A 22,240-nucleotide genomic window follows, 5' to 3' on the forward strand; every position below is an offset into this window, starting at 1 on the left:
ACGGGACGGAAAGACCCCATGAACCTTTACTATAGCTTTGCATTGACAATGGGTAAAAGATGTGTAGGATAGGTGGGAGGCTATGAAGCGGTGTCGCCAGGCATTGTGGAGCCACTGTTGAAATACCACCCTTCTTTTACTTGTTGCCTAACCCGCCAGCTTGCGGGGACATTGCATGGTGGGTAGTTTGACTGGGGTGGTCGCCTCCAAAAGAGTAACGGAGGCTTCCAAAGGTTCGCTCAGCACGCTTGGTAACCGTGCGCAGAGTGCAATAGCATAAGCGAGCTTGACTGTGAGACAGACAAGTCGATCAGGGACGAAAGTCGGGTATAGTGATCCGGTGGTACTGAATGGAAGGGCCATCGCTCAAAGGATAAAAGGTACTCTGGGGATAACAGGCTGATCTCCCCCAAGAGCTCACATCGACGGGGAGGTTTGGCACCTCGATGTCGGCTCGTCACATCCTGGGGCTGAAGAAGGTCCCAAGGGTTGGGCTGTTCGCCCATTAAAGTGGCACGCGAGCTGGGTTCAGAACGTCGTGAGACAGTTCGGTCCCTATCTGTTGTGGGCGTAAGAAGCTTGAGAGGACCTGACCTTAGTACGAGAGGACCGGGTTGGACTGACCGCTGGTGTACCAGTTGTATCGCCAGATGCACTGCTGGGTAGCTACGTCGGGATGAGATAAGCGCTGAAAGCATCTAAGTGCGAAACTCACCTCAAGATGAGGCTTCTATAAAGGGACGTTGTAGATGACGACGTTGATAGGCTGCAGGTGTAAAGGCAGAGATGTCAAAGCTGAGCAGTACTAATTACCCGAACGCTTTTTTATTGAAGAGAGTGCCCCGGACTAGTTCCGGGGCCTGGAACAGCTTGAATGTATTTTCTCTTGGTATGTCATAAGATATTTGTTGTTGGAGGAAGTCCAGCAACGTTTACCTACTCATCAAAAGATGAGTAAGTGAACAATAAGCTATGTGATCCGCCAGTTGGCGGACGACGGGCTCTGAGCAGAAGGAGCAAGTTGAAAAGATCACGAAGGTCTTTAGGTGACTATAGCGACGGGGTCCACCTCTTCCCATTCCGAACAGAGAAGTTAAGCCTGTCTGCGCCGATGGTACTGCTGTGCAAGGTGGGAGAGTAGGTCGTTGCCTGATTTTATCAAACAACCCACAAGGTTGTTACAAGCCTCTAAGAGTAATCTTAGAGGCTTTTTTGCGTTTAGGATGATTTAGGGTCAAGCGGAAAATCTGGGGCCGGATTGTACTAAGCATAGATTTTAGAGAGCCTGTATAGAAAGAAGCTGACGTTCCTCACGCCCCTAGCCGGGCGCCCCTAAATTGACTTCTCAAGGCTTTTATATTGGATCAAGCGGGAAACCTGGGGAGTATCGAGAAAGGGTGTAAGTTAAGCCTGTCTGCGCCGATGGTAGACTGGCCGTCCGCCTGTGTGCAAGGTGGGAGAGTAGGTCGTTGCCTGATTTTATCAAACAACCCACAAGGTTGTTACAAGCCTCTAAGAGTAATCTTAGAGGCTTTTTTGCGTTTAGGATGATTTAGAGTCAAGCGGAAAATCTGGGGCCGGATTGTACTAAGCATAGATTTTAGAGACCTGTATAGAAAGAAGGGATCAAGCGGAAAAGCTGGGGGACGATTGTAGTAAGCATAGATTTTGGAAAGTCTGTATAGAGAGACGCTGACGTTTCTCACGCCCCTAGCCGGGCGCCCCTAAACTGACTTCTGAAGGCTTTTGTATTGGTATTAGGGTTTGTGGCGGCAAATCGGGCTGCGACATTGGTACTATTGTGCTTGACCGCTCAAAGAGGTCTTGAGTACCAGATGTAGATGTTTTCGGCTAAGGGTTGAAGATTTCAATCCAGAGTTCTCTCCCATGCATCTTGTACGTTCAGCGAAAGCTAGTTGGTTGATGTATTTTGGCTAGGTCTCTGGACAGAATGTTCGTCCTGTTCAGGCACGGTGCCCTGGAGGGCAGAGCCTAGACTTTTAGGGAAGCTAATATGCGGGCGCAGGTCGAAGCAAGCCTACAGTTGGCTGTAAAAAAAACCTCAACACTATTTGTATTGAGGCTTCTTACCTTTTTTCGTGGAGTCCTATTCCTTATTCTTGGACTTTGACTTAGATGAGCCTGAGCCTGAAATCGACTCCCTCATTTCAGTGTCAGCCTTTACATTTTGCATTTTGTAGTAGTCCATGATACCCATGTTGCCTGAGCGGAAGGCTTCTGCCATCGCTTTCGGTACTTCCGCTTCCGCTTCAATAACCTTGGCCCGGGCTTCCTGGGCTTTTGCTTTCATTTCTTGCTCTAGGGCTACAGCCATGGCTCTTCTCTCTTCAGCCTTAGCTTCAGCCACTTTCAAGTCTGCTGATGCCTGGTCAGTTTGAAGTTTTGCGCCAATGTTTGCTCCTACGTCTACGTCGGCAATGTCAATAGAGAGAATTTCGAAAGCTGTTCCAGCGTCAAGGCCACGGGCCAACACCAGTTTGGATATTTTGTCCGGGTTTTCGAGAACAGCCTTGTGTGTAGCGGCCGAACCAATTGATGTTACAATGCCTTCCCCGACCCTTGCAAGAATGGTGTCTTCGCCAGCCCCACCTACAAGTTGCTGGATATTGGCACGAACGGTCACTCTGGCTTTTGCCACCAATTGGATGCCGTCTGCAGCTACCGCAGCTACAGAAGGGGTATTGATTACTTTCGGATTAACCGATATTTGAACTGCCTCGAACACATCTCTGCCAGCAAGGTCAATAGCGGTTGCCTGCTTAAATGACAAGTTGATATTGGCTTTGTCAGCTGAAATAAGTGCTCTGATTACCTGAGGTACATTACCACCAGCCAGGTAGTGCGTTTCAAGGTCTGAGGTTTTCAATTGGCGTTTTTCCCCAGTATGCTCATCGGTAATAGCGATACCTGCTTTTGTGGCTGTAATTAATGAGTTTACAACAACACTTGGAGGCACCTTTCTGATGCGCATAAAAACAAGTTCAAGTAGCCCAACCTTTACGCCGGAAAAGATTGCTGTGATCCAAAGGTTCACAGGCACAAAGTATAGGAAAATGAAGAATCCTATAATGGCGGCGAAAACTAAAAATAGAAAAGAAAGATTACCCATTATTGATTAATTTAAGATTGATTCAACGAATATTTTACTATCGACAATTTTCGAAATCTGTATTTTGGCATCGGCTGGTATATAGTCGCCGTTGCTTCGAACTTCCAATATTTTCTCATCAAACAGGCCATTGCCAATTGGCTTTAGGGTCGAGATGGCTTTGCCAACATCGCCAACTTTTGCCGTTACGACGATTTCTCCGTTTACTTTCCCTTCCATGGTCGATTTGAGTGAAAATTTCTCCCAAACTCCACTCTTTAAGCTAATCACTACCACTGATATCCCAGCAATCAATGAGACGATCGAGGTAATAGCGCCAATGGTATTTCCGAAATACTCGAAACTGAGATAGAGAGCAGCAATACCAAATAGACATCCAAGTATGCCAACTATAGTTGTTCCAGGAATAAACACTACTTCGATGACGATGAGTGCCAGCCCGAAAACCACAAGCCCGATAACAATGAACCACTCTGCCATAATTGTTTAAGTTCCTGAAATTTAGAAATTAACTTCGAGCTTACCTTGAGAAATGTTCGCTTAGTAAGCCCTGGCGAAAATTACTCTTTGCTTGGATGGCTTACCTGTTACCATACATTTTCCGACCTCCTCTTCTCCATCAAGAGGAATACATCTAATGGTGGCTTTTGTTTCGTCCTTCACTTTTTCTTCCGTTTCTGAAGTACCATCCCAGTGGGCTAATACGAATCCCCCTTTTTCATCCAGAACGCTTTTAAACTCTTCATAGGATTCTACTTTCGTAATCATTCCTGCTCTGAAGTCATAAGCCTTCTTATAGATATTAGCTTGCATGTCTTCAAGCAGCTGACTTATCGTCGCTGTAAATTCCTCATTCAATGGAATGACTGACTTCTCCAGGGTATCCCTTCTTGCTACCTCAACAGTTCCGTTTTCAAGGTCTTTAGGGCCGATAGCGATGCGAACCGGCACGCCTTTTAGCTCATACTCAGCAAATTTCCAGCCTGGTTTGTGCGTATCACGATCGTCGTATTTTACGGAAATACCTGCTTTACGAAGTTTACTGATCATTTCCTTGGTTACCTCATTGATCTTTTCCTTCTCTTCTTCTGAGCGATAAATAGGAACGATAACGACTTTGTTCGGAGCAAGATTTGGCGGAAGTACCAAGCCGTTGTCGTCGGAGTGAGCCATGATGAGAGCGCCCATTAGTCTGGTGCTTACGCCCCAACTGGTGCCCCAAACATACTCAAGGGCACCTTCCTTCGACTGAAACTTGACGTCGAATGCTTTGGCAAAGTTCTGCCCAAGAAAATGAGAAGTACCCGCCTGAAGCGCTTTTCCATCTTGCATGAGCGCTTCAATGCAATAGGTGTCTTCTGCTCCGGCAAATCTTTCGTTTTCGGTCTTTACGCCCTTTATTACTGGCAGCGCCATGAAAGTTTCTGCAAACTCTGCATATACATTGAGCATACGCACTGTTTCTTCTACGGCTTCTGTTTTGGTGGCATGGGCAGTGTGACCCTCTTGCCAGAGAAACTCAGCTGTGCGAAGAAATAACCTCGTGCGCATTTCCCAGCGGACTACATTGGCCCATTGATTGATGAGTAAAGGAAGGTCTCTATAGGATTGTATCCAGTTTTTGTAAGTGCTCCAAATAACCGTTTCGGATGTTGGCCTCACAATTAATTCTTCTTCTAACTTAGCCTCTGGATCTACAATAATACCACCTCCGTTTTCATCATTCTTGAGTCGGTAATGAGTGACCACGGCGCACTCTTTTGCGAATCCTTCTACGTGTGCTGCCTCTTTACTTAAGTAGGATTTTGGTATGAAAAGTGGGAAGTAGGCGTTGGAATGCCCCGTTTCCTTGAACATGCGATCAAGCTCCTGTTGCATTTTTTCCCAGATAGCGTAGCCGTAGGGTTTAATTACCATACATCCCCTAACTGGCGAATTTTCGGCCAAATCGGCCTTCTTTACCAGCTCGTTATACCACAGTGAATAGTCCTCGCTCCTTTTAGGTAATCCTTTACTCATCGAAAAATTAAATTTTGGTACAGATATTGCTTAAATTGTAAATACCATTGACGGCAAATATACGTGAATGAAAGGAAACGGGAAGGGAAACTCTTTACGTTGTTTTGTTGTCATTAAATTATAGGGAGTCAAAAAAATATAAAGCTATGAAAAGGTACACGAAGTTCGCAGCGTTAAAGACAGCTCTAAGCTTAGGGGCATTGATTGCATTGGTGCCTTTTGCGGCTATATCTCAGTCAACTAAAGAAGTGGACGATCTCTACTTTTCAAAAAATGACAGGGTAAAAATCAAGTATGCCACCAACGACGAAGGGCAACCAGTGACCGAGTCTCAGGCAACTTATGAGTCGTATAGCAACAACACGTACAACCCAACTTATTCTGCAAAGACAGTCAACCCTGAGTACATAGCTAAGTATAAGAGTGCTTCGCAGGAAAACGTGCAGGCTCAGCTTGATGAGCAGGCTGCTCTCGATAATCAGGAGAATCAGAATTATAGCAGCGAAGACTACTATGTGGATGGTTATAACTCCAATGGCTACACCACATCCGGAGCCAGCACAGTTAATATATATACTGGTGGTTACGGCAACAATTGGAACTCCTGGATGCCATACAATAATTACTATTTTAGCTCGTGGAACAGCCCTTACTGGAATCCCTACATCGGCTTTTCAATAGGTTATAGCTGGGGTTGGGGCGGAATGGGTTATGGTTATGGCTACCCTTACGGATTTTATGACCCATGGGGCTATAGCTGGGGTGGATACTACGGCGGTGGCTGGGGTAGATACGGTGGCTGGGGTTGGAACAGACCTTATAGCTACTACGGATATGGAAACGGCTATTATCACGGATTCTACGATGGCTACTATTCAGGCGGTGGCAAAGGAGTATATGCGAAAAATGTAGTAAGGGGTGGAAGAGTGAATAGAAGTGCCGTTGGTGGTGGCAGTTATGCAAACACGGCCGGGTCTAGCAGATACAGAAATGCCAATGTGCAAAATGTGACTGGGTCGACTGACAGAAGCGGTTCCACGGCATCGAGAGGAAGAACTGTCTCGAGTTCGACAAGCTCAAGAGACTACTCAGGCACTCAAAACGAATATTTTCAAAGATCCAGGGCTGGCTACACCTCAGGAGTAGGCACTAGCGACAGGAACACCTCTGCTGTGACCAACAGGAATTCAGGCAGAACCACATATGAGTCGGGCGTAAGATCAAGGAGTTCTTATACGGCAGCTGACAGGACTTCTCAAAATGCCAACGCAAGTAGAGGTTCTTCTGCTACAGGAACAACAACTAACTCTAATAGCTCAAGAAGTTTGGCCCCAGCATCTTCTGGAAGGACGAACAATAGTTCGACCAACGAATTCAGGGGAGTGGTGCCCAGCAACTCCAGGTCGTCATCTGGGCAGATGAACAGACAGGTAGTTCCTAATAACAATTCGTACAGAACAAGATCCAATAGCAGTGGCTATTCCAGTCCATCATATTCCGCACCCTCTAATAGTGGGCGAAGCAATAACTCTTACTCAAGCCCTTCTTATAACAGAAGCAGCGGCTCGAGCGGTGGCAGCAGAAGTAATTCTGGCTGGTCTGCTCCGGCTCCCAGCAGAAGTAGTGGTGGGTCTAACACCTTTTCTGCTCCTAGCAGAAGTTCTGGTAGCAGCGGTGGGTTTTCGGCACCTAGCCGATCTTCTGGAAGCAGCTCCGGTGGAAGCAGGTCATCAGGATCCTCCTCGGGGGGAACGAGAAGTGGCCGTGGTAATTAAGTTTTATTCATAAATACCAGACTAAAATGAAGAAGTTGACTAAGCTTACCGTCGTAGGCATGCTAATGGTATGCTCTTTTGGAAAACTGAGTGCGCAGGTTGAAAGTGGGTCGTTTGGTTATTACACTGATGCGTTAAGATTCAGCAGTATTTCATCTACAACCGGTTCGGCCAGGATGCAGGGATTAGGGGGAGCCAATACTTCTCTTGGGGGAGATATCACGACTGCTGCAAGTAACCCGGCAGGTCTTGGATACTTTAACAGGTCTGTGTTTGCTGTTACACCCTCATTAAATTTTAATACTTCGGACGCCACGTTTGCTGACGAAAAAAATAGCGGATATCTCAATAAGTTCAATTTGAGCACGTTAGGAGTAGCCTTTAATTTCTCGAAAGGGGACGTTGTTCAGGACAAGTTCAAGGGAGGAACGTTTGCTATTAACTATCAGCGAGTGAATGATTTTTACAATGAATTCACATATGAGGGCTACAACGATAATAGCTCGATAATTGACTATTTTCTTGAGCAATCGAACGGCATACCTTTAAACAGCATCGACAACAGAGGGTTGCTAAGCCTTGCTTACTACAATTATCTGATCAATCCTGTGGCAGGCCAGGAAGGAACTTATGATTCGTTTGTGTTAGGATACCCTCGTCAGAGCGAAACCGTTAAAACCGTAGGCGGCCAAAACCAGTGGAGCTTTTCTTACGGTGGTAACTACGACGACAAAATTTACTTTGGAGCTGGTTTAGGGATTGTGGGGTTAAGGTATAAGAATACTAAACGTTATACAGAGAATAGTTTTTACGACTTCGCTAATGATGCGGATGACCCGACCATCAACAGCATTTCGGCTGACGAAAGTCTTGAGATAACAGGAACTGGTGTGAATGCGACTTTTGGTTTCATCTACCGGCCACTGGATCTGGTCAGGTTTGGGGTTTCGTATACTACCCCGACGATCTATGATTTGAACGAGATAAGCACGTATTCGCTCACTACCAACTACAACAATTTCTATTATGAGCCGGAAGATACGGTTCTTAATGTATTGACCTCCGATGGAGACCTGTTGGAGTCGAGCTACCAAATGACTACGCCAGGTCGGCTATCAGCTGGTGTTTCAGTATTTGCTGGAAAGAATGGGTTTGTTTCTGCCGATGTGGAGCTGGTTAATTACTCCGGAGCCAGGCTAAGGTCGAGTGATTTTTCGGCTAATGCTGACAATAGAACGATAGAGAATCTTTATAAGTCGACTCTGAACTACCGAGTTGGGGCTGAGGCAAGGTTGGATATATTCAGATTGAGAGCCGGTTATGTGCTGTATGGCAATCCTTACGCCAGTTCTGATTCTTCTACCGGGAACAAGCAGTCAGTTACGGCTGGCGCCGGTATCAGATTAAGCAACTTCTATGTTGACCTTGGCATCATCAATACTTTTTCGAATCAGAATTACTCACCATATATATTGGCTAACAATGTAAGCCCGGAGGTTAGCATCAAAAACAGAACGACCTCAGGTCTGATTACTTTTGGTTTTACATTCTAAAGCCGGGCAAGGAGCTCTGTAGCTACATCTGATGCTAATTTGTTCTCGGTTGAGATGATGATTTGGGCTTTTTGATAGAACGGAAGTCGCCATGAAAAGCGCTCCTGAAGCTGGGTCATTACTTCAGACCCGGCCAATCCTTTGAACAATGGCCTTATGCTTTCCCCGGGAGCTACCCTGGCAGCGAGTTCCTTCCAGGATGTTTCCAGATAACACGTGACTCCATCTCTGTTCATTTTTTCGAGATTATCGAAAAAACAGGGAGTGCCTCCACCAGTGGCTACAACCTTACTATCCTTTGATTCAATAAGAGAGGCAAGGCAAGCAGCCTCCACTTTTCTGAAATAGTCTTCGCCTTCTTTTTCGAATACTTCGCTGATGGCTCTGCCCTCCCTTTGAACTATTATGTCATCGAGGTCGATGAATGGAATGCCGAGTTGAGTGCTCAAAAGTTTCCCGACAGTGGTTTTTCCTGACCCAGGCAAACCAATCAAGAAAATAGGTTTTCCGTCAGCCAACATTTATCGAAGAAGACTTTGGACATCGTATGCAGTTGGCACATCGTTGAAATGCCACTTGCCCTTCACCAAGCCGTCTTTTACGAGCAGAAGCCCTGGATTAGACCTGATGATTGTTTTCAGAACTGTGGCGTCGGAATAGTAGTAAGGAACTGCCAGTTGCACTTCGTGCCTAAAGGCTTCGAAGCTTGTGGGATCTGACGCTGTCAGTGCCCAGGTGTCTACTTGTCCACTGAGCTGACTGATAAGTGTGTTGATCTCAGAAAAGTGTTCTTTATTGACCTTTTCCACGTTGTAGGTGATCACAAACAGCTTATTCCCAGTAAATGTTTCCTGCGTAAAGTCGCCTTCATCGTTCCACACTGCATAGTCTGTGATTTTCGGTTGCACTTCGGGGTTAAGGATGACCATTTCCTTGAAGGTGTACGACTTATCCGTGGGGTACTGCTCCATCCGGTACTCTTTGCCATCCTTTTCCATCACGTATTCATACTTCAGTTCGCCTGACGGCTCCATAAGCTCGGGCAGGTTGTTACCTACTTTGTATGCTCTGAAATCGATGAAAGGAAGGTGACGGATGGCGTATATGCCAATGAAAAGCGATAGAGCTGTTGCGCCTCCAATGATAATATCTTTGGTGCGACTTTCCTCAGACTCGCTGGCTACAAGGCCTCTTTTGAGGAATAAGAAAGCTATGAAAATGGTGAGTATGATATCTTTTATGAATGACTCCCACGGAGTAAGTTTGATGGCGTCGCCAAAGCAACCGCAGTCAGTCACTTTGTCAAAATAAGCTGAGTAGAAGGTGAGAAATGTAAAGAACACAATGATGATAAGCAGCAGCCAGTAGGTGATTTTTACCCGGTAGTTAAGAAGGACGGCGATTCCCAGTACCACTTCCAGCACACAAAGAAACACCGCCAATGGTAATGCAAGCGGAACGAATATTTCGAAGAATGAGGCAATGTCGGTAGCGAAAACCTCGAAGTACTCCTCAAGCTTGATGGCAGTGCCTACAGGGTCGTTGATTTTGATGGCACCAGAAAAAATAAAGAGACCACCGACGAAAAATCTTGATACTTGTAATAGCCACTTCATTTGCTGAGATAGTTTAGTTTTATCAAACAAAACACTGCGTAATTGATCATGTCCTGATAGTTGGCTTTTATACCTTCTGACACCAGTGTTTTTCCTTTGTTGTCTTCTATTTGTTTTACTCTCAATAACTTCATTAAAATAATGTCAGTCATTGAGCTTACCCTCATTTCCCGCCAGGCCTCACCATAATCATGATTTTTGTTAAGGAGCAATTCCATTGTCTCCCTGGCAATTTTATCATAGTGAGGTTCCAACGCTTCATACGGTAGTTCGAGCGCTGGGTTTTCGGCCAGCTCCATTTGAATCATAGCGATGATGCAATAGTTGATGATGCCAATAAACTCTCCACTGATATTATCTTCCACTTTTTGCGTTCCCTTTTCCTGAATAGAGCGGATTCTTTGCGCTTTGATGAATATTTGATCGGTGAGGGAAGAAAGCCGCAAAATGCGCCAGGCGGTGCCATAATCACGGGTCTTCTTTTCAAATAATTCTTTACAAGCCTTTATTACTTGAGTATATTCGCCTACAGTTTTTTCTTCCAAAGGAGTATATCTTAATTGTTCCAACAGGGCGCTAAAAATAACGAAATTGCTTTCAATTCATAAACCCTTTGATGCTAAAAGGAGTATCGAAGTTCGGGGACAAATCATATCGCTGGAATCTCCATGTGTGATGGGCATTGTTAACTTCACTCCCGACTCGTTTTATGATGGAGGGCGATTGAAGAGCGACAGTGACATACTGGCGCTTGCCGAAAGGCATTTAACCAATGGAGCGACTTTTCTTGATATAGGCGGTTATTCCTCCCGCCCTGACGCTGATCATATTAGTGAAGAAGAGGAGCAGCGGCGGGTTGGCCATGTAGTTGCCACAGTCATCCGACAGTTTCCTCAAGCTATTCTATCAGTGGATACCTTCAGGGCGGCAGTTGCCAAAGCGGCTCTTGATGCCGGTGCTCAAATGATTAATGATATTTCAGGAGGAGAACTGGATGCTGAAATGTTTTCATTAGTAGCGGAGCGGAATGTTCCTTACATTCTCATGCACATGAAGGGTATACCGCAGACGATGAAGCAGATGTCGGATTATGAGGATGTTTTACAGGAAGTTTGTGACTACTTTAGTAGCAAGCTTAACTATTTGCGTTCGAATGGGGTGAAGGACATTATCATTGACCCTGGTTTTGGGTTTGCAAAAGGGCCTACGGTAGGTTTTGAGTTACTGGCAAAGATGTCATTTCTTAAAGCATTGGGTGCTCCGGTTATGGTGGGGTTATCGAGGAAGTCGATGATTTATAAAACACTTGAAATAAATGCGGAAGAAGCGCTGAATGGCACAACAGCTTTGCATATGATTGCGTTAGAGAATGGGGCGAATATTCTGAGGGTACACGATACAAAAGAGGCTATTGAGGCCATAGAATTATACAGGAGGGTATATACTTGATACTAGCTTTCAAAATTGGGTTTTTAGAAATTGGATGGGTTGATGTCATTGACATAGGCTTTGTGAGCGTGCTCCTGTACCATGTGTACAAGCTCATGAGGGGGAGCGTGGCCATTCGGGTGTTTCTAGGCTTCCTGTTTCTCTACCTGGTTTATCTGGTGGTGAGGGCCGCCGAGATGGAACTTTTGTCGATTATTCTCGGACAGTTCATGGGAGTGGGTGTGCTGGCGGTCATTATCTTGTTTCAGCAGGAAATCAGAAAGTTTCTACTCATTATCGGGCGAACCACCGCATTTGACAAGGAAAGTTTTTTCAAATCGTTTGGTGTCTTTTGGCGTAGCTCATCTGCCAGTAATAAATTTGATGTGACTCCTTTAGTAGAGGGAATGAAAAGCCTTGGCGGATCAAACACCGGAGCCCTTATGGTGGTTTCTAAGAACACCGAACTCAAGTTTTACGCAGAATCTGGCGACAGAATGGACGCTATACTCTCCAAAAGGCTGCTTCTCTCTATATTCAACAAATATAGTCCGCTGCACGATGGCGCTGTAATAGTTTACGAGGGGAAGATAGTGGCTGCCAGGTGTATTTTGCCTGTGACCGAAAGAGATAATTTACCGGCCCAATTTGGGTTGAGGCACCGGGCGGCAATTGGAATGTCGGAGCAAACGGACACTTTGATTCTGGTGGTTTCGGAAGAAACAGGGCAGCTTTCGGTGGTGAGGAACGGACGAGTGTTTTACAACCTGGCACCTCAAGACATCCGGAAGAAAATCAACGACTACCTGTCAGAGAATGAAGACGAGGAGCTGCTTTCTGAAGCAAATAAAGCGGCAGCTGCTGAGGCCGAAAAACCGTTGAAAAAGGAAAAGACCTCCGCTTAGTGATGCCCGGCATTCACCGGCTTCTCCAGCTTCACGCCAAAGGAATACTCCAGCAGTTTGCGTACTGTGAGCCCCTGAAACAGGATAGACAACACAACCACCGTATAAGTCATTGTGACAATGATGTCCTTTCCCTCAAACTCAGGGAGAGACAGCGACAGTGCAATAGGTATGCCCCCCCGGAGCCCGCCCCAGGTCATGATTGTCACGGAGTGTTTTTCGAAATGGTGTTGGTCGAAAGTTGACATGAGCTTGATGGGGATTCCCACGCTGATAAACCGTGCTACCAATATCAATGTAAAAGCAAAAAAGCCAGCTGCGAAATAGTCGAGACGAATGGTGATGACCAACATTTCGAGCCCGATTAACACAAAAAGCATCGCATTTAGAGACTCCTCCATCAAACTCCAAAACTTAAACACGTAGTCGCTGGTGACGCTGGTGATATAGTTTCCACGCCCCTCGTTTCCTATAATTAGCCCGGCTACCACTGCAGCCTGTTTGGCGGAGATGTGGAGCATTGTAGCAATTTGCGCTCCCGTTAGCACCAGCGCCAGTGTGACCAGGATCTCCAGTTCCGATTGGTCGTTGTCGATGTATTTAAGTAGCCTGTAGCCGACAAAGCCAAGGATAAGCCCAAGTATGATTCCACCCCCAACATCAAGCGAAAATACAAAGCCGACATCCCAGAAGCTGATTCTGTGGTCTTCGCCAGTGTGGGCCAGGTCAAGTAGCGTTAGCGCCAATACAACGGCCACTCCGTCATTAAAAAGTGACTCGCCCGATACTTGTATCGCAAGTCTGTTGGACAAGTTATACTTCTTTATAGTTGATGTGAGCGCAATAGGGTCGGTGGGTGATATCAGGGCACCAAAGACCAAGCAATAGATCAGGTCAAGATGGATGCCTGCGAACTTAAGAATATAGAAAATGCCAATGCCGACGATAACTGTTGAAATAAAAATGCTTGCCGTGGCTAAAATTAGAACTGGCCATTTTTCCTGAGCCAGCTTTTTGAAATCGATTTGGAGCGCTCCGGCAAAGAGCATGAAAATGAGCACTACCTGATAGAGCACATCGGAATAGTCGTAATTTTCCATGACACGCTCGGTGCCTATGATGAAATCGGGGAACAGCCAGCCAGCCACTAAAATGCAAAAGGACAGGCAAAGCGCCATTAACATCAGCCCAATGGAAGAGGGCAATTTGATGAAGTATGTGTTTACGTATATAAAGATGCCTGCCAGGCAGACAAAAATTGCGATTATATCAAGTATATGCATAGAAGGCCTTCAATGCCGGGTAATTTTTTTGTTATAATAACTATGCAGGTGATTTAGATAAAATTTGCCCAAATTTAGTGTATTATGAGTAAATGACCCGTTTTTTTTTACGGTTACTCAAAACTCCTACGAATGCAGTCTTTTGGGTTCCGGATTTAAATTGCGTCAAAAAGGGACTATCCCGAACTCAGCAGCGAATGACCACCCGTTTTTTATGAAGAAAGAAAAGCTAAAGAAGCAATTTGAGGTATTGCAACAGAAAAGGAAGCAGCTAATTGAAATAGTTGCGTCGGCAGATGCGGGCTTGTTGAACCGATCACCTGCGGAAGGAAAGTGGAGCATACTGCAAATTCTTTATCATGTGAGGGCGTCTGAGGCAGGAACGCTGCGCTACATTGAAAAAAAATTATCGTTTTCGCCGGATGGGCTTGCAAGCTCCTCATTTCTCTCGGGTGCAAAGTTATTGCTGCTCGAAATTACTTTGAGGTCACCCCTAAAGTTCAAAGCCCCTAAAGGACTAGATGTTTTTCCTGAGAAGTTGGCGCTGGAAGAAATCAATGCAGACTGGGATCAATCCGATAAAGGCTTCCTTCAACTTATTGATCGTCTCGACGAACGTCAGCTTGGCTGGCAGCTTTTCAAGCATCCCATTATTGGACGACTCGATATGCAGCAAACGATCAAATTTATGATCAGTCATTTTGACCACCACGCACGTCAAATAAAGCGATTAACGAGCTGATTTTCTTTCAGATAAAAAGTCGTTGAGAAAAAAACCGACCATTGGTAAAACCATTCCTATGAATGCGAATAAGATTGTCATTTTATACCTCCTGAGTTTTAAGTTGTGTTTTGATGCTTTCTATGAGCTGATATATTTCCGTTTCAAGAGAGCTAAGTTGATGATCCAGCTCCCACTGACCCTGGCTGGCAAGCTCTGAGATTGTCGATATTTTCTTTGAAGCTGCCTCATCGCTTAGTAGTTCAAGCAGAGTTTTTGATTTGTGTTTGATGAAGTTCAACCAATACATATTTTTTGTTTCTACTCCTTCTCTGATGCAAGACAAATAGTTTGCCAATTCTTGCGTGCTTTGATCAATAAATGTGTTGATGAATGATTCATCATCTTTTCCAAGCTCCAGTACCTGACTAAAATTGTTTGTGTTCATTTCCATAACTTTCAGGTTCAAAGGTATTATGAGAAGGGTGATTGAACTGTGAATAATTTCTTCATTACTTACACGGCTGATAACATCTTGACTAATTAGTTATTCCATTAATTCTTTAATAAAAGCCTTAAAAACCGGCTTTTTGTTGAGAGCGAAGAGTGAGAGTTTTGCCGGAAAGGTGAGAGAAAGTTTCAAATTGCTGGTAAAAGCTACTTCAACAACCACTCAGCACATTCTCTGCGAACTTCGTAGAGCATCGTTTCAGGCTAACATATTAACCTCTATTTTTGACTCGAATTAGTTTTATGATAAGCGTACAAAGCGTTATTTACACCTATGGGCCAGACAAGCACCTGGCATTTCCTGACTGGGAAGTTGAGCAGGGGAAGCATAGCCTGATTTTGGGCGGGTCGGGTTGTGGTAAAACGACTTTGCTTCACTTACTGGCCGGGCTTCGAACGCCAACAGGCGGTATTGTGAAGACAGCAGGTCAGGTGCTTTCTGAACTCGGAGGCCATAGAATGGATGTATTCAGAGGCAAGCATATTGGACTTATTTTCCAAAAGCCTCACTTGCTGAGCGTATTAACAGTTGAAGACAATTTGCTGCTTGCTCAGTATATGGCCGAGCTCCCTCAGAACAAAAAAAGGATACGGGATGTGCTTGACGTTCTTAACCTGTCTGATAGAAGAAATGCCAAGGTTTATGAGCTAAGTCAGGGTGAGGCCCAGCGAATAGCGATAGCAAGGGCTGTACTTAATAAGCCAAAAGTGATTCTGGCGGATGAACCGACTGCCAGTTTGGATGACGACAACAGCGAAAAGGTTTTGAATATCCTTGAAGAGCAGGCAAATGTGTATAATGCTACACTCGTTATCGCCACGCATGATCAAAGGGTGAAGAGTCGATTCCCGCACCAACTCAAGCTTTAAATAGAGATATGAACCTTTTTGTTTTAAGCTGGAAGTACATAAAAGGCAAGCCGCTGAGTACAGCACTCAATGTGCTATTGCTGTCGTTCGGAATAGGCATTATTGTCGTTTTGCTTCTTGTAAGTCAGCAGGTGCAGGAAAAGCTCTCGGAAAATGCCAGCGGAATTGATCTTGTGGTGGGGGCTAAAGGCAGCCCTCTTCAAATAATACTCGGAAGCATCTACCATATTGACTACCCAACGGGGAACATACCTCTCAATGAAGCAGCCAAACTGGCCAGGAACAGGTTGGTAAAAAACGTGATTCCACTAGCGCTGGGGGATAGCTACAAATCTTTAAGAATTGTGGGCTCGACCAGGGGATTTGCTGAGCTGTACGGCTTGGCCCTTGATGATGGAGTACTCTGGGCGGACGACTGCGAAGTAACACTCGGGGCAGCTGCCGCACAAACGTTGAGCCTTGCCGTTGGCGACACCTTTTTTGGAGAACACGGCATGGCTGATGGGGGTGAGGCGCATGTCGCTCATGCCTATAAGGTGGTGGGAATACTACAACCCACGGGCAAGGTGGTGGACAACCTTATTTTAACAAGTATTCCAAGTGTATGGCTGATGCATGGCCATGATGAAGCAGAGGACGGGCACGAGAACTTGCCGGATACGGCGGCGATGGAAGTTTTGGGCATACCAGTCACACCAGAGCAGCTCGAAGAAAAAGAGGTAACCTCATTGCTGGTGCAGTATCGGGGCCCGATGGCGGCGGTTCAGCTTCCCCGCATGGTGAATACCCAAAGCAGCATGCAGGCTGCTTCACCGGCCTTTGAAACGGCCCGGCTTTTCTCATTGATTGGCATAGGGGTCGATGTGGTGCAGGGCTTTGCCTACCTGATCATAGCAATGGCTGGGTTAAGCATTTTTATAGCACTGTACAACTCGTTGAAGGAAAGACAGTACGATCTGGCCATCATGCGGTCTTTGGGGGCATCCAGGCTCAGGCTTTTCGTCCACATTGTTATGGAGGGCGTTATCATCACGTTGCTGGGAGCCGGGGTTGGGTTTTTGCTTGGCCATGGCGTAGTAGAACTGCTGGCCAGGTTCATTTTAAAAGGGTCATCCACAGGCATCACCGGCCTTGTATTTTTGCCTTCCGAACTTTACATATTATATATAAGTTTACTTCTGGGAGTGATAGCTTCTCTTATTCCGGCTATCAATGCCTATAAGACTGACATTTCTGAAGTACTTGCAAAAGGAGCATAAATTATGAAGAGAGTATTGATCGCAGTGGCTTTTCTTATCGTTGGCATGTCGTATTTGTCGCATGCGCAGGACAACAATAAATCGCTGGCTACAGCCAACTGGAATACCCTGGCTAAGGTAACTTACAAGGTAGGTAAAGACGAATATGGAGAGCTGAGCATTCCGGTGTTTGGTGATGAGATTCAAAAACTTGCCGGCAAGGAAATTGAGCTTCCAGGTTATATCATCCCTTTCGATGGGATGTTTAAGCCGGATCATATCATTTTGTCGTCGCTGCCTGTTGCTGCGTGCTTTTTCTGCGGCAGCGGTGGCCCTGAATCGGTGATTGAAATTTATCTTAAAGAGCCAATTAAGTACACTGCCAACGGAATAAAGGTGAGAGGTAAACTTGAGCTGAATGAAACGGATTACAACCAGCTCATGTATATTCTGAAGGATGCTGTGATGGTAGGGCCGGCGAACTGATGCAAACGAAGAGAGTAAAAAACCAATGGCTATGAAAATGAAAAAGGTGGTGTTTCTTCTTTTCATGGTGGCAACGGCCACTGCGTGCTCCAATGAACAAAAGGAGCAGAAGGATGCGCTAATGGCTGAAGTGATGGCGGCTCATGATGAGGTGATGCCGAAAATGGGTGAGCTGCGCCAGGTGGCGAAGACACTACAAGCAAAGGCAGACTCATTGAGTACTTTGACTGAGCAGGATTTTTCGACCGAAATAAGTACTTTGAGACAGACTGCTAAATCAATAGAAGATGCCAATGAAGGTATGATGGAGTGGATGAGGCAGTTTGAAATGCCTGACAATGAGGCGCCGATTGCGGAGGTCTTGGTCTATCTGAAGGATCAAAAGGAAAAAGTGGACACCGTAAGAGACAAAATGCTAAAGTCGCTGGAGGAGGGGAAGGCGCTGCAGTAGATTGGAGTGGCCAGTCTTCGCTGTGAGACTTGTGACGAAGGCAATTGATTAGCCCGTCTATCAACCACCAAGCAGGTGAAAAAATAGAGGCTGCCACCGGCAGCCTCCTCTGTTTATTTGGTTTCGCAATCTCTTAAAAACGCCGCTACGTCATTCACGTCAATCAGGCCTTTTTTGTTGCCCCAGGAGTTGGACACATAGGTCAGTATTTCCGCTATCTCCAGGTCTTTCAGGCTGAGCATGGGCATGACACCGTCGTACTCCACGCCGTTTACCGTAATTTTACCGCTTTGGCCATTTTTAATGATGCAGGCGGCTTTTTTGGCATCGGCCATCAGAAAGTCGGAGCCAGCCAGGGGTGGGATGAGGGCAGCAAGTCCCTGGCCTTCAGTTTGATGGCAAGCAGAGCAGTTTTGCTTATATAGTTGTGCCCCCTCGCTCATGTACTGACGTAGTCTGATGCTCGTTCTCTCATCGAGCCCCTCGTAGATATCGTCCGATTTTGCTTCTTGCTTTTTGTCGCCTGAAGAACAGCTTGTCATTGAAATGCTGGCAGCCATGAACGAAACCAGTGCCAATGCTAAAATTCTCTTTCTACTCATGATTTTTCTTTGTTGTATTCTTTAAGTAAAATTTTCATGTCTTCCATCAGTGTGTTGACGTCTTCTTCTACCGTGCCATCATATACACCTCTTATGCGACGGTTTTTGTCGACCAAAAGAAAAGCACCACTATGGATATATCCACCAGGTGCCCCAGGGTCTTCACCCGCCACCACCATGTAGCTCGTTTCTCCCAGGTCATAAATAGCATCTTTGTCGCCCGTAACGAAGTGCCACTTATCGCTTTTCACACCCAGTCGTTCAGCAAAATCATGCAATACGGCCACGGTGTCATGCTCCGGGTCAATGGAGTAGCTTAGCAGGCCAACTTCAGGATTGTTTTCAAACGTTTCATAAATGCGGATCATTTGTGTTTTCATGATCGGGCAAATGGTAGGGCAGCTTGTGAAAAAGAAGTCGGCCACATAGATTTTGTCGTTGTAGGTTTCGTTGGTTACCCAGGTGCTATCCTGATCAAGAAACCTGAAATCGGCAATGGTGTGGTAGATAGTGTCGGCTTTTGCGACACCATCAGTTTCTACCGTCGTTACTTCTCTTCGGCCAAGGATAGGTAGTTTTTTTTCGCCTCCGAAATTGGTGCAGGCACTAAGGCTTGCTACCGCTATCACCGAGAATATCAGTTTTTTCATTTTCAATCCTTTGAATTAGTTTTCTCTCTCCACTTTTTATAGCTCCTGATGGCCAGCATAAGTGCCCCTGTAAAAGCGATCAAACCGGCCATGCCCCATGCCAGGCTTACAATGTTTTTGAGCACCACAAGGAAAACAGTGGCTACGAGAAGAATGGTGGCCACTTCATTGAAAATGCGGAGGTAGTAGCCGGAGTCTTTATAGACATCCTTCTGCAGGTTCCTGAATTTTACATGACAAACCCACTGATAAACATAAAGAAAGAACACAAACACCAGTTTGGCGATCATCCATGGCTGGGCGGCCAGCGCCCACCCCAGGGAGTTGAGCACAAGCGGGCCGAATATCAGCGTTAAAATGGCTGATGGCCAGGTAATGCCAAACCAAAGCAGCTTCGAAATGCGCTTGTATTCTTTGGTGAGAATGCTGCGCTCAGGCTGAGGTTTTTCCTGGGTTTCGGTTTGATAGATAAACAAGCGAACCATATAAAACAGGCCTGCAAACCAGGTGACAATAAAGATGATATGAAGCGCCTTGAGATACAGATAAGACATGCTTGTCCTTTTGCCTCAAAAATAGTGGCTGAAAGGCGAATGTCCTTGCTTTGGTCGGAATAAAAGCGTGTATTTCTTACTCCGGGGAAATCAAAAGAAAAGGCCAATTGAGGTACCGGTGTGGCAAGTGTTTACAAAAGTGTTACCACGTCCCCCACTTTCACCAGTCCCTGTTTTTCCACGACGGCATTCATGCCAAAAAGCACCTTGTGCTCGTATTTTCTGAATGTTGCCAGCGTTTTTGTGGGCTCTTTGCCCATTTTGCCGGTTTCCTGATCGATAGTGGGCACCTGACATCTGGCGCAGCGCTTCAGGCAATGGAAAATGGCATCTCCGGCGGAGAGTTTCCTCCATGTGTCTTCTTCAAACGATTTTGAATTTGCCACTACAATATTGGGACGAAACCTGTTCATAGGAATGGGCTGATCAAGCTTGTCGTTCAGGTCTTTCAACGAGGCGTCGGATATGAAAAGATAGGGATAGCCATCGGCAAAGCTCACCATGGAATTGGCTCCGTATTTTTTTTCCACTTCTCTTTTCTTGCTTTCGTGCTGAAAGCAGAACCATACTTTTTCGCCGAGTACGTCGGAAAACCAGTCGTTGAAGTTTTTTCCCACGATCCGTGCTTCCACTTCATCGTCCCAAATAGTTACTTTCTCTTTGCTTCCGGAATAATGTTCGCTATTGAGCGGTACCATAATGGAGCTATCCTCGTAGGTGATGACCAGCGATTCTCCAATGATCGCCGTATGAATAAGGGCCAGCATTGGCGTTTCCCTTTGCGAAATGAATTTGCCTGTTGTGTCGGTCAGCATCCAGCGCCTGTCATACCTGAAGCCTTTTTCAAGCGCCTCCGCCTCTTTTACGCTTATCCCCTTCAATCCCTTCACAGGGTAAATATTCAATTCGCTAATCTGCAACGCCATGGGCAATGAACTTTTTAGATGGTAAATATGGTTCCTTTTGCTGAAATTGCTTTTGTTTCAACCTTGATTTCCTGCCAATTATGAGTGAACGCACCAGTTTATGGTATTTTGAGGAGGTAGATCTTTACAACGTGCTCTGCCCTCACAAAGTACCGGACATGAAAGAGCGACACACGTTCAATCATTTCCAGAAGGATCAGTTCATTTATTTTCCCAACGAACCATCGAGTCATATTTACCTTATCGCCGAAGGGCGGGTTAAAATAGGTTCCTATACCGAGGACGGAAAAGAAATCCTGAAGGCCATTCTTGGTGCCGGGGAAATTTTTGGCGAGCTATCGATTGCAGGCGAAGAGCGGCGGACAGACTTTGCGCAGGCGCTGGATCCTAACACGACGGTTTGCCCGATGACCATCGACGATATGCAGGAGTTGATGAAGGAGAACCAGGCCTTAAGTTTGCGAATTTTTAAGTTGATGGGCCTTCGCCTCAAGAGGGTGGAGCGCAAACTGGAATCGTTGGTATTTAAGGACGCCCGCAGCAGGGTGATTGATTTCATCAGAGAAATGGCAGAAGAAAGAGGGCAGAAGGTTGGCTACGAAATGCTGATCAAGACAAAATTTACCCACAAGGACATTGCCAGCCTCACAGGCACCAGTCGGCAGACGGTGACGACCATCCTAAACGACCTTAAAGCGCAGAACATCATTAACTTTGATCGCAGGAGGATACTGGTCAGGGATATGGCGAAGTTGAAGTAGGAGAATTCATTCGGGAGAACTGCGAAACTTGCTACATGCCTTTATTGAGCTTATCGAACCGATTCCTCGTGGCATCGCCGGAAGCTTGGTTTAAAACAATCGTTTCTTTTCCACCGTCATGGATCAAAATAAACGGCCCTTCTGTTGATTGCAAAAAAAGGAGGCACTCACCCATTCCCTGCACTTGAAAGTGCCCCTTGTACACTTCTCCCATATGAAAACCGTTGGTTTTAAGTTCGATCTTTCCAATTGCATCATTCAGGTTTGCATTTTCAATGGTGACTGTTGTTCCAAACAAACCTGATATCTGTAGCTGATTACCATCAATAGCAAACTCTGGGGGCTGGATGGAGAGATGTAAAAAGAAAAAAGTACCAAAAGTGAAGATGACGACAAATGCTGCGATAGAAAGTAGCTTAGTAGGGGAGGTCTTGTTGTGGTCGAATCGTTGTGCTTGAATGAGTGTAAATGGTAGTATGCACATGATTGAGACAATTGGCCATGAATCGGCTACATTCTTCCACCCCAGCCATAGAAAAAGGTAAGCACCAACGACAAGGACTAGTCCCATGGTGATGAAATGATTGCGTATCATCGAGGAGAGCCCGTCAACGTCTACATTTTTTCTCTTGTCTTCCGGCATGGTGTTGTAGCCTGCAATGAGCATAGGATAGGATTTAACAAGAAATCCCGTGCCGATAAGAAATGTGCCAATGATCAAATGAACCAGCTGTCCCATCTACTAAAAATAGCGATTTTTTT

General features: G+C 45.7%; 23 protein-coding genes and 2 rRNA genes (1 of these 25 only partly in view). 12 read left to right on the plus strand and 13 right to left on the minus strand.

Annotated features, from left to right (window positions below; all coding sequences use genetic code 11):
* Together RT717_RS28145 and rrf are read left to right on the plus strand one after the other, a co-directional pair.
* A 23S ribosomal RNA gene (locus RT717_RS28145) occupies positions 1-829 on the plus strand; it begins 2,072 nt to the left of the window's first position.
* Between the two features lie 213 nt (positions 830-1,042).
* Positions 1,043-1,154: ribosomal RNA gene (gene rrf, locus RT717_RS28150) — 5S ribosomal RNA — on the plus strand.
* Between the two features lie 953 nt (positions 1,155-2,107).
* On the opposite strand, the gene floA is transcribed toward rrf, so the two are convergent.
* Genes floA through proS form a run of 3 tightly spaced genes read right to left on the minus strand, consistent with a single transcriptional unit; the run spans position 2,108 to position 5,149 of the window.
* Complete coding sequence (floA, locus tag RT717_RS28155; protein WP_317489633.1) at positions 2,108-3,130, minus strand: flotillin-like protein FloA; 1,023 nt, start codon at positions 3,128-3,130, stop codon at positions 2,108-2,110.
* A 6-nt stretch (positions 3,131-3,136) separates the two neighbouring features.
* The gene (locus RT717_RS28160; protein ID WP_317489634.1) at positions 3,137-3,610 is read right to left on the minus strand and encodes an NfeD family protein; all 474 of its coding nucleotides are present in this window, start codon (positions 3,608-3,610) and stop codon (positions 3,137-3,139) included.
* A 60-nt stretch (positions 3,611-3,670) separates the two neighbouring features.
* Positions 3,671-5,149 carry a proline--tRNA ligase gene (gene proS / locus RT717_RS28165; RefSeq protein WP_317489635.1) on the minus strand — a complete coding sequence of 493 codons (1,479 nt, stop codon included), beginning with the start codon at positions 5,147-5,149 and terminating at the stop codon, positions 3,671-3,673.
* Between the two features lie 146 nt (positions 5,150-5,295).
* Between proS and RT717_RS28170 the strand changes: the two genes are divergently transcribed.
* Positions 5,296-6,924: a hypothetical protein gene (locus RT717_RS28170; protein WP_317489636.1), complete on the plus strand. Its 1,629-nt coding sequence runs from the start codon at positions 5,296-5,298 to the stop codon at positions 6,922-6,924.
* Positions 6,925-6,950: 26 nt separating this feature from the next.
* Entirely contained in the window at positions 6,951-8,477 is a 1,527-nt protein-coding gene (locus RT717_RS28175; protein WP_317489637.1) for an OmpP1/FadL family transporter, read from the plus strand.
* Here RT717_RS28175 and RT717_RS28180 read toward each other — a convergent pair.
* From RT717_RS28180 to RT717_RS28190, 3 genes are read right to left on the minus strand one after another with little or no spacing between them, the layout of a single operon-like run.
* The gene (locus RT717_RS28180) at positions 8,474-8,998 is read right to left on the minus strand and encodes a shikimate kinase (protein ID WP_317489638.1); all 525 of its coding nucleotides are present in this window, start codon (positions 8,996-8,998) and stop codon (positions 8,474-8,476) included. The two genes, RT717_RS28175 and RT717_RS28180, sit on opposite strands and share 4 nt — an antisense overlap.
* Complete coding sequence (locus RT717_RS28185) at positions 8,999-10,093, minus strand: BT_3928 family protein (protein WP_317489639.1); 1,095 nt, start codon at positions 10,091-10,093, stop codon at positions 8,999-9,001.
* Entirely contained in the window at positions 10,090-10,638 is a 549-nt protein-coding gene (locus tag RT717_RS28190) for a DUF1599 domain-containing protein (RefSeq protein WP_317489640.1), read from the minus strand. The genes RT717_RS28185 and RT717_RS28190 overlap by 4 nt, the downstream gene beginning before the upstream one ends.
* Positions 10,639-10,684: 46 nt before the next feature.
* Between RT717_RS28190 and folP the strand changes: the two genes are divergently transcribed.
* On the plus strand, positions 10,685-11,542 hold the full coding sequence (gene folP, locus RT717_RS28195; protein ID WP_317489641.1) for a dihydropteroate synthase: 858 nt from the start codon (positions 10,685-10,687) through the stop codon (positions 11,540-11,542).
* Positions 11,539-12,426: a diadenylate cyclase CdaA gene (gene cdaA / locus RT717_RS28200; RefSeq protein ID WP_151999629.1), complete on the plus strand. Its 888-nt coding sequence runs from the start codon at positions 11,539-11,541 to the stop codon at positions 12,424-12,426. The genes folP and cdaA overlap by 4 nt, the downstream gene beginning before the upstream one ends.
* Here cdaA and RT717_RS28205 read toward each other — a convergent pair.
* Positions 12,423-13,709, minus strand: a complete 1,287-nt coding sequence (locus RT717_RS28205; protein WP_317489642.1) for a cation:proton antiporter — start codon at positions 13,707-13,709, stop codon at positions 12,423-12,425. The two genes, cdaA and RT717_RS28205, sit on opposite strands and share 4 nt — an antisense overlap.
* Positions 13,710-13,923: 214 nt before the next feature.
* On the opposite strand from RT717_RS28205, the gene RT717_RS28210 reads away from it, so the two are divergent.
* Positions 13,924-14,451 carry a DinB family protein gene (locus RT717_RS28210; RefSeq protein WP_317489643.1) on the plus strand — a complete coding sequence of 176 codons (528 nt, stop codon included), beginning with the start codon at positions 13,924-13,926 and terminating at the stop codon, positions 14,449-14,451.
* Between the two features lie 82 nt (positions 14,452-14,533).
* Here the strand turns inward: RT717_RS28210 and RT717_RS28215 are convergent, their stop codons facing one another.
* Entirely contained in the window at positions 14,534-14,884 is a 351-nt protein-coding gene (locus RT717_RS28215) for a hypothetical protein (protein ID WP_317489644.1), read from the minus strand.
* A gap of 299 nt (positions 14,885-15,183) precedes the next feature.
* On the opposite strand from RT717_RS28215, the gene RT717_RS28220 reads away from it, so the two are divergent.
* The 4 genes from RT717_RS28220 to RT717_RS28235 are packed head-to-tail and all read left to right on the plus strand — an operon-like array spanning position 15,184 to position 17,985.
* Positions 15,184-15,810, plus strand: coding sequence for an ABC transporter ATP-binding protein (locus RT717_RS28220; RefSeq protein WP_317489645.1), 627 nt, complete (start codon positions 15,184-15,186; stop codon positions 15,808-15,810).
* Positions 15,811-15,818: 8 nt separating this feature from the next.
* The gene (locus tag RT717_RS28225; protein WP_317489646.1) at positions 15,819-17,069 is read left to right on the plus strand and encodes an ABC transporter permease; all 1,251 of its coding nucleotides are present in this window, start codon (positions 15,819-15,821) and stop codon (positions 17,067-17,069) included.
* A 3-nt stretch (positions 17,070-17,072) separates the two neighbouring features.
* Positions 17,073-17,534: a hypothetical protein gene (locus tag RT717_RS28230; RefSeq protein WP_317489647.1), complete on the plus strand. Its 462-nt coding sequence runs from the start codon at positions 17,073-17,075 to the stop codon at positions 17,532-17,534.
* A 31-nt stretch (positions 17,535-17,565) separates the two neighbouring features.
* Positions 17,566-17,985, plus strand: coding sequence for a hypothetical protein (locus RT717_RS28235; protein ID WP_317489648.1), 420 nt, complete (start codon positions 17,566-17,568; stop codon positions 17,983-17,985).
* 113 nt (positions 17,986-18,098) lie between these two features.
* Here the strand turns inward: RT717_RS28235 and RT717_RS28240 are convergent, their stop codons facing one another.
* The 4 genes from RT717_RS28240 to RT717_RS28255 form a co-directional block, all read right to left on the minus strand.
* Complete coding sequence (locus RT717_RS28240) at positions 18,099-18,587, minus strand: c-type cytochrome (protein ID WP_317489649.1); 489 nt, start codon at positions 18,585-18,587, stop codon at positions 18,099-18,101.
* Positions 18,584-19,237 (minus strand): SCO family protein, encoded by a 654-nt coding sequence (locus tag RT717_RS28245; protein ID WP_317489650.1) that lies wholly within the window; start codon positions 19,235-19,237, stop codon positions 18,584-18,586. The genes RT717_RS28240 and RT717_RS28245 overlap by 4 nt, the downstream gene beginning before the upstream one ends.
* A gap of 2 nt (positions 19,238-19,239) precedes the next feature.
* Positions 19,240-19,791, minus strand: a complete 552-nt coding sequence (locus RT717_RS28250) for a CopD family protein (protein WP_317489651.1) — start codon at positions 19,789-19,791, stop codon at positions 19,240-19,242.
* A gap of 131 nt (positions 19,792-19,922) precedes the next feature.
* Complete coding sequence (locus RT717_RS28255; protein ID WP_317489652.1) at positions 19,923-20,717, minus strand: MOSC domain-containing protein; 795 nt, start codon at positions 20,715-20,717, stop codon at positions 19,923-19,925.
* A gap of 80 nt (positions 20,718-20,797) precedes the next feature.
* On the opposite strand from RT717_RS28255, the gene RT717_RS28260 reads away from it, so the two are divergent.
* Positions 20,798-21,478: a Crp/Fnr family transcriptional regulator gene (locus tag RT717_RS28260; protein WP_317489653.1), complete on the plus strand. Its 681-nt coding sequence runs from the start codon at positions 20,798-20,800 to the stop codon at positions 21,476-21,478.
* Positions 21,479-21,509: 31 nt separating this feature from the next.
* Here RT717_RS28260 and RT717_RS28265 read toward each other — a convergent pair whose 3' ends face one another.
* Positions 21,510-22,217 carry a DUF3784 domain-containing protein gene (locus RT717_RS28265; protein ID WP_317489654.1) on the minus strand — a complete coding sequence of 236 codons (708 nt, stop codon included), beginning with the start codon at positions 22,215-22,217 and terminating at the stop codon, positions 21,510-21,512.
* Between the last annotated feature and the right edge of the window lie 23 nt (positions 22,218-22,240).

This window comes from Imperialibacter roseus (assembly GCF_032999765.1).
Lineage (GTDB): Bacteria > Bacteroidota > Bacteroidia > Cytophagales > Cyclobacteriaceae > Imperialibacter > Imperialibacter roseus.

What these genes read in the sequence shown, in the direction of transcription:
- RT717_RS28260 (WP_317489653.1), top strand. Translation starts at nt 20,798, where the DNA reads ATGAGTGAACGCACCAGTTTATGGTATTTTGAGGAGGTAGATCTTTAC.
- floA (WP_317489633.1), bottom strand. Translation starts at nt 3,130, where the DNA reads ATGGGTAATCTTTCTTTTCTATTTTTAGTTTTCGCCGCCATTATAGGA.
- RT717_RS28210 (WP_317489643.1), top strand. Translation starts at nt 13,924, where the DNA reads ATGAAGAAAGAAAAGCTAAAGAAGCAATTTGAGGTATTGCAACAGAAA.
- RT717_RS28235 (WP_317489648.1), top strand. Translation starts at nt 17,566, where the DNA reads ATGAAAATGAAAAAGGTGGTGTTTCTTCTTTTCATGGTGGCAACGGCC.
- RT717_RS28250 (WP_317489651.1), bottom strand. Translation starts at nt 19,791, where the DNA reads ATGTCTTATCTGTATCTCAAGGCGCTTCATATCATCTTTATTGTCACC.
- RT717_RS28225 (WP_317489646.1), top strand. Translation starts at nt 15,819, where the DNA reads ATGAACCTTTTTGTTTTAAGCTGGAAGTACATAAAAGGCAAGCCGCTG.
- RT717_RS28220 (WP_317489645.1), top strand. Translation starts at nt 15,184, where the DNA reads ATGATAAGCGTACAAAGCGTTATTTACACCTATGGGCCAGACAAGCAC.
- RT717_RS28185 (WP_317489639.1), bottom strand. Translation starts at nt 10,093, where the DNA reads ATGAAGTGGCTATTACAAGTATCAAGATTTTTCGTCGGTGGTCTCTTT.
- RT717_RS28245 (WP_317489650.1), bottom strand. Translation starts at nt 19,237, where the DNA reads ATGAAAAAACTGATATTCTCGGTGATAGCGGTAGCAAGCCTTAGTGCC.
- RT717_RS28240 (WP_317489649.1), bottom strand. Translation starts at nt 18,587, where the DNA reads ATGAGTAGAAAGAGAATTTTAGCATTGGCACTGGTTTCGTTCATGGCT.
- RT717_RS28180 (WP_317489638.1), bottom strand. Translation starts at nt 8,998, where the DNA reads ATGTTGGCTGACGGAAAACCTATTTTCTTGATTGGTTTGCCTGGGTCA.
- RT717_RS28175 (WP_317489637.1), top strand. Translation starts at nt 6,951, where the DNA reads ATGAAGAAGTTGACTAAGCTTACCGTCGTAGGCATGCTAATGGTATGC.
- RT717_RS28170 (WP_317489636.1), top strand. Translation starts at nt 5,296, where the DNA reads ATGAAAAGGTACACGAAGTTCGCAGCGTTAAAGACAGCTCTAAGCTTA.
- RT717_RS28215 (WP_317489644.1), bottom strand. Translation starts at nt 14,884, where the DNA reads ATGGAAATGAACACAAACAATTTTAGTCAGGTACTGGAGCTTGGAAAA.
- RT717_RS28265 (WP_317489654.1), bottom strand. Translation starts at nt 22,217, where the DNA reads ATGGGACAGCTGGTTCATTTGATCATTGGCACATTTCTTATCGGCACG.
- RT717_RS28205 (WP_317489642.1), bottom strand. Translation starts at nt 13,709, where the DNA reads ATGCATATACTTGATATAATCGCAATTTTTGTCTGCCTGGCAGGCATC.
- RT717_RS28255 (WP_317489652.1), bottom strand. Translation starts at nt 20,717, where the DNA reads ATGGCGTTGCAGATTAGCGAATTGAATATTTACCCTGTGAAGGGATTG.
- proS (WP_317489635.1), bottom strand. Translation starts at nt 5,149, where the DNA reads ATGAGTAAAGGATTACCTAAAAGGAGCGAGGACTATTCACTGTGGTAT.
- RT717_RS28160 (WP_317489634.1), bottom strand. Translation starts at nt 3,610, where the DNA reads ATGGCAGAGTGGTTCATTGTTATCGGGCTTGTGGTTTTCGGGCTGGCA.
- RT717_RS28230 (WP_317489647.1), top strand. Translation starts at nt 17,073, where the DNA reads ATGAAGAGAGTATTGATCGCAGTGGCTTTTCTTATCGTTGGCATGTCG.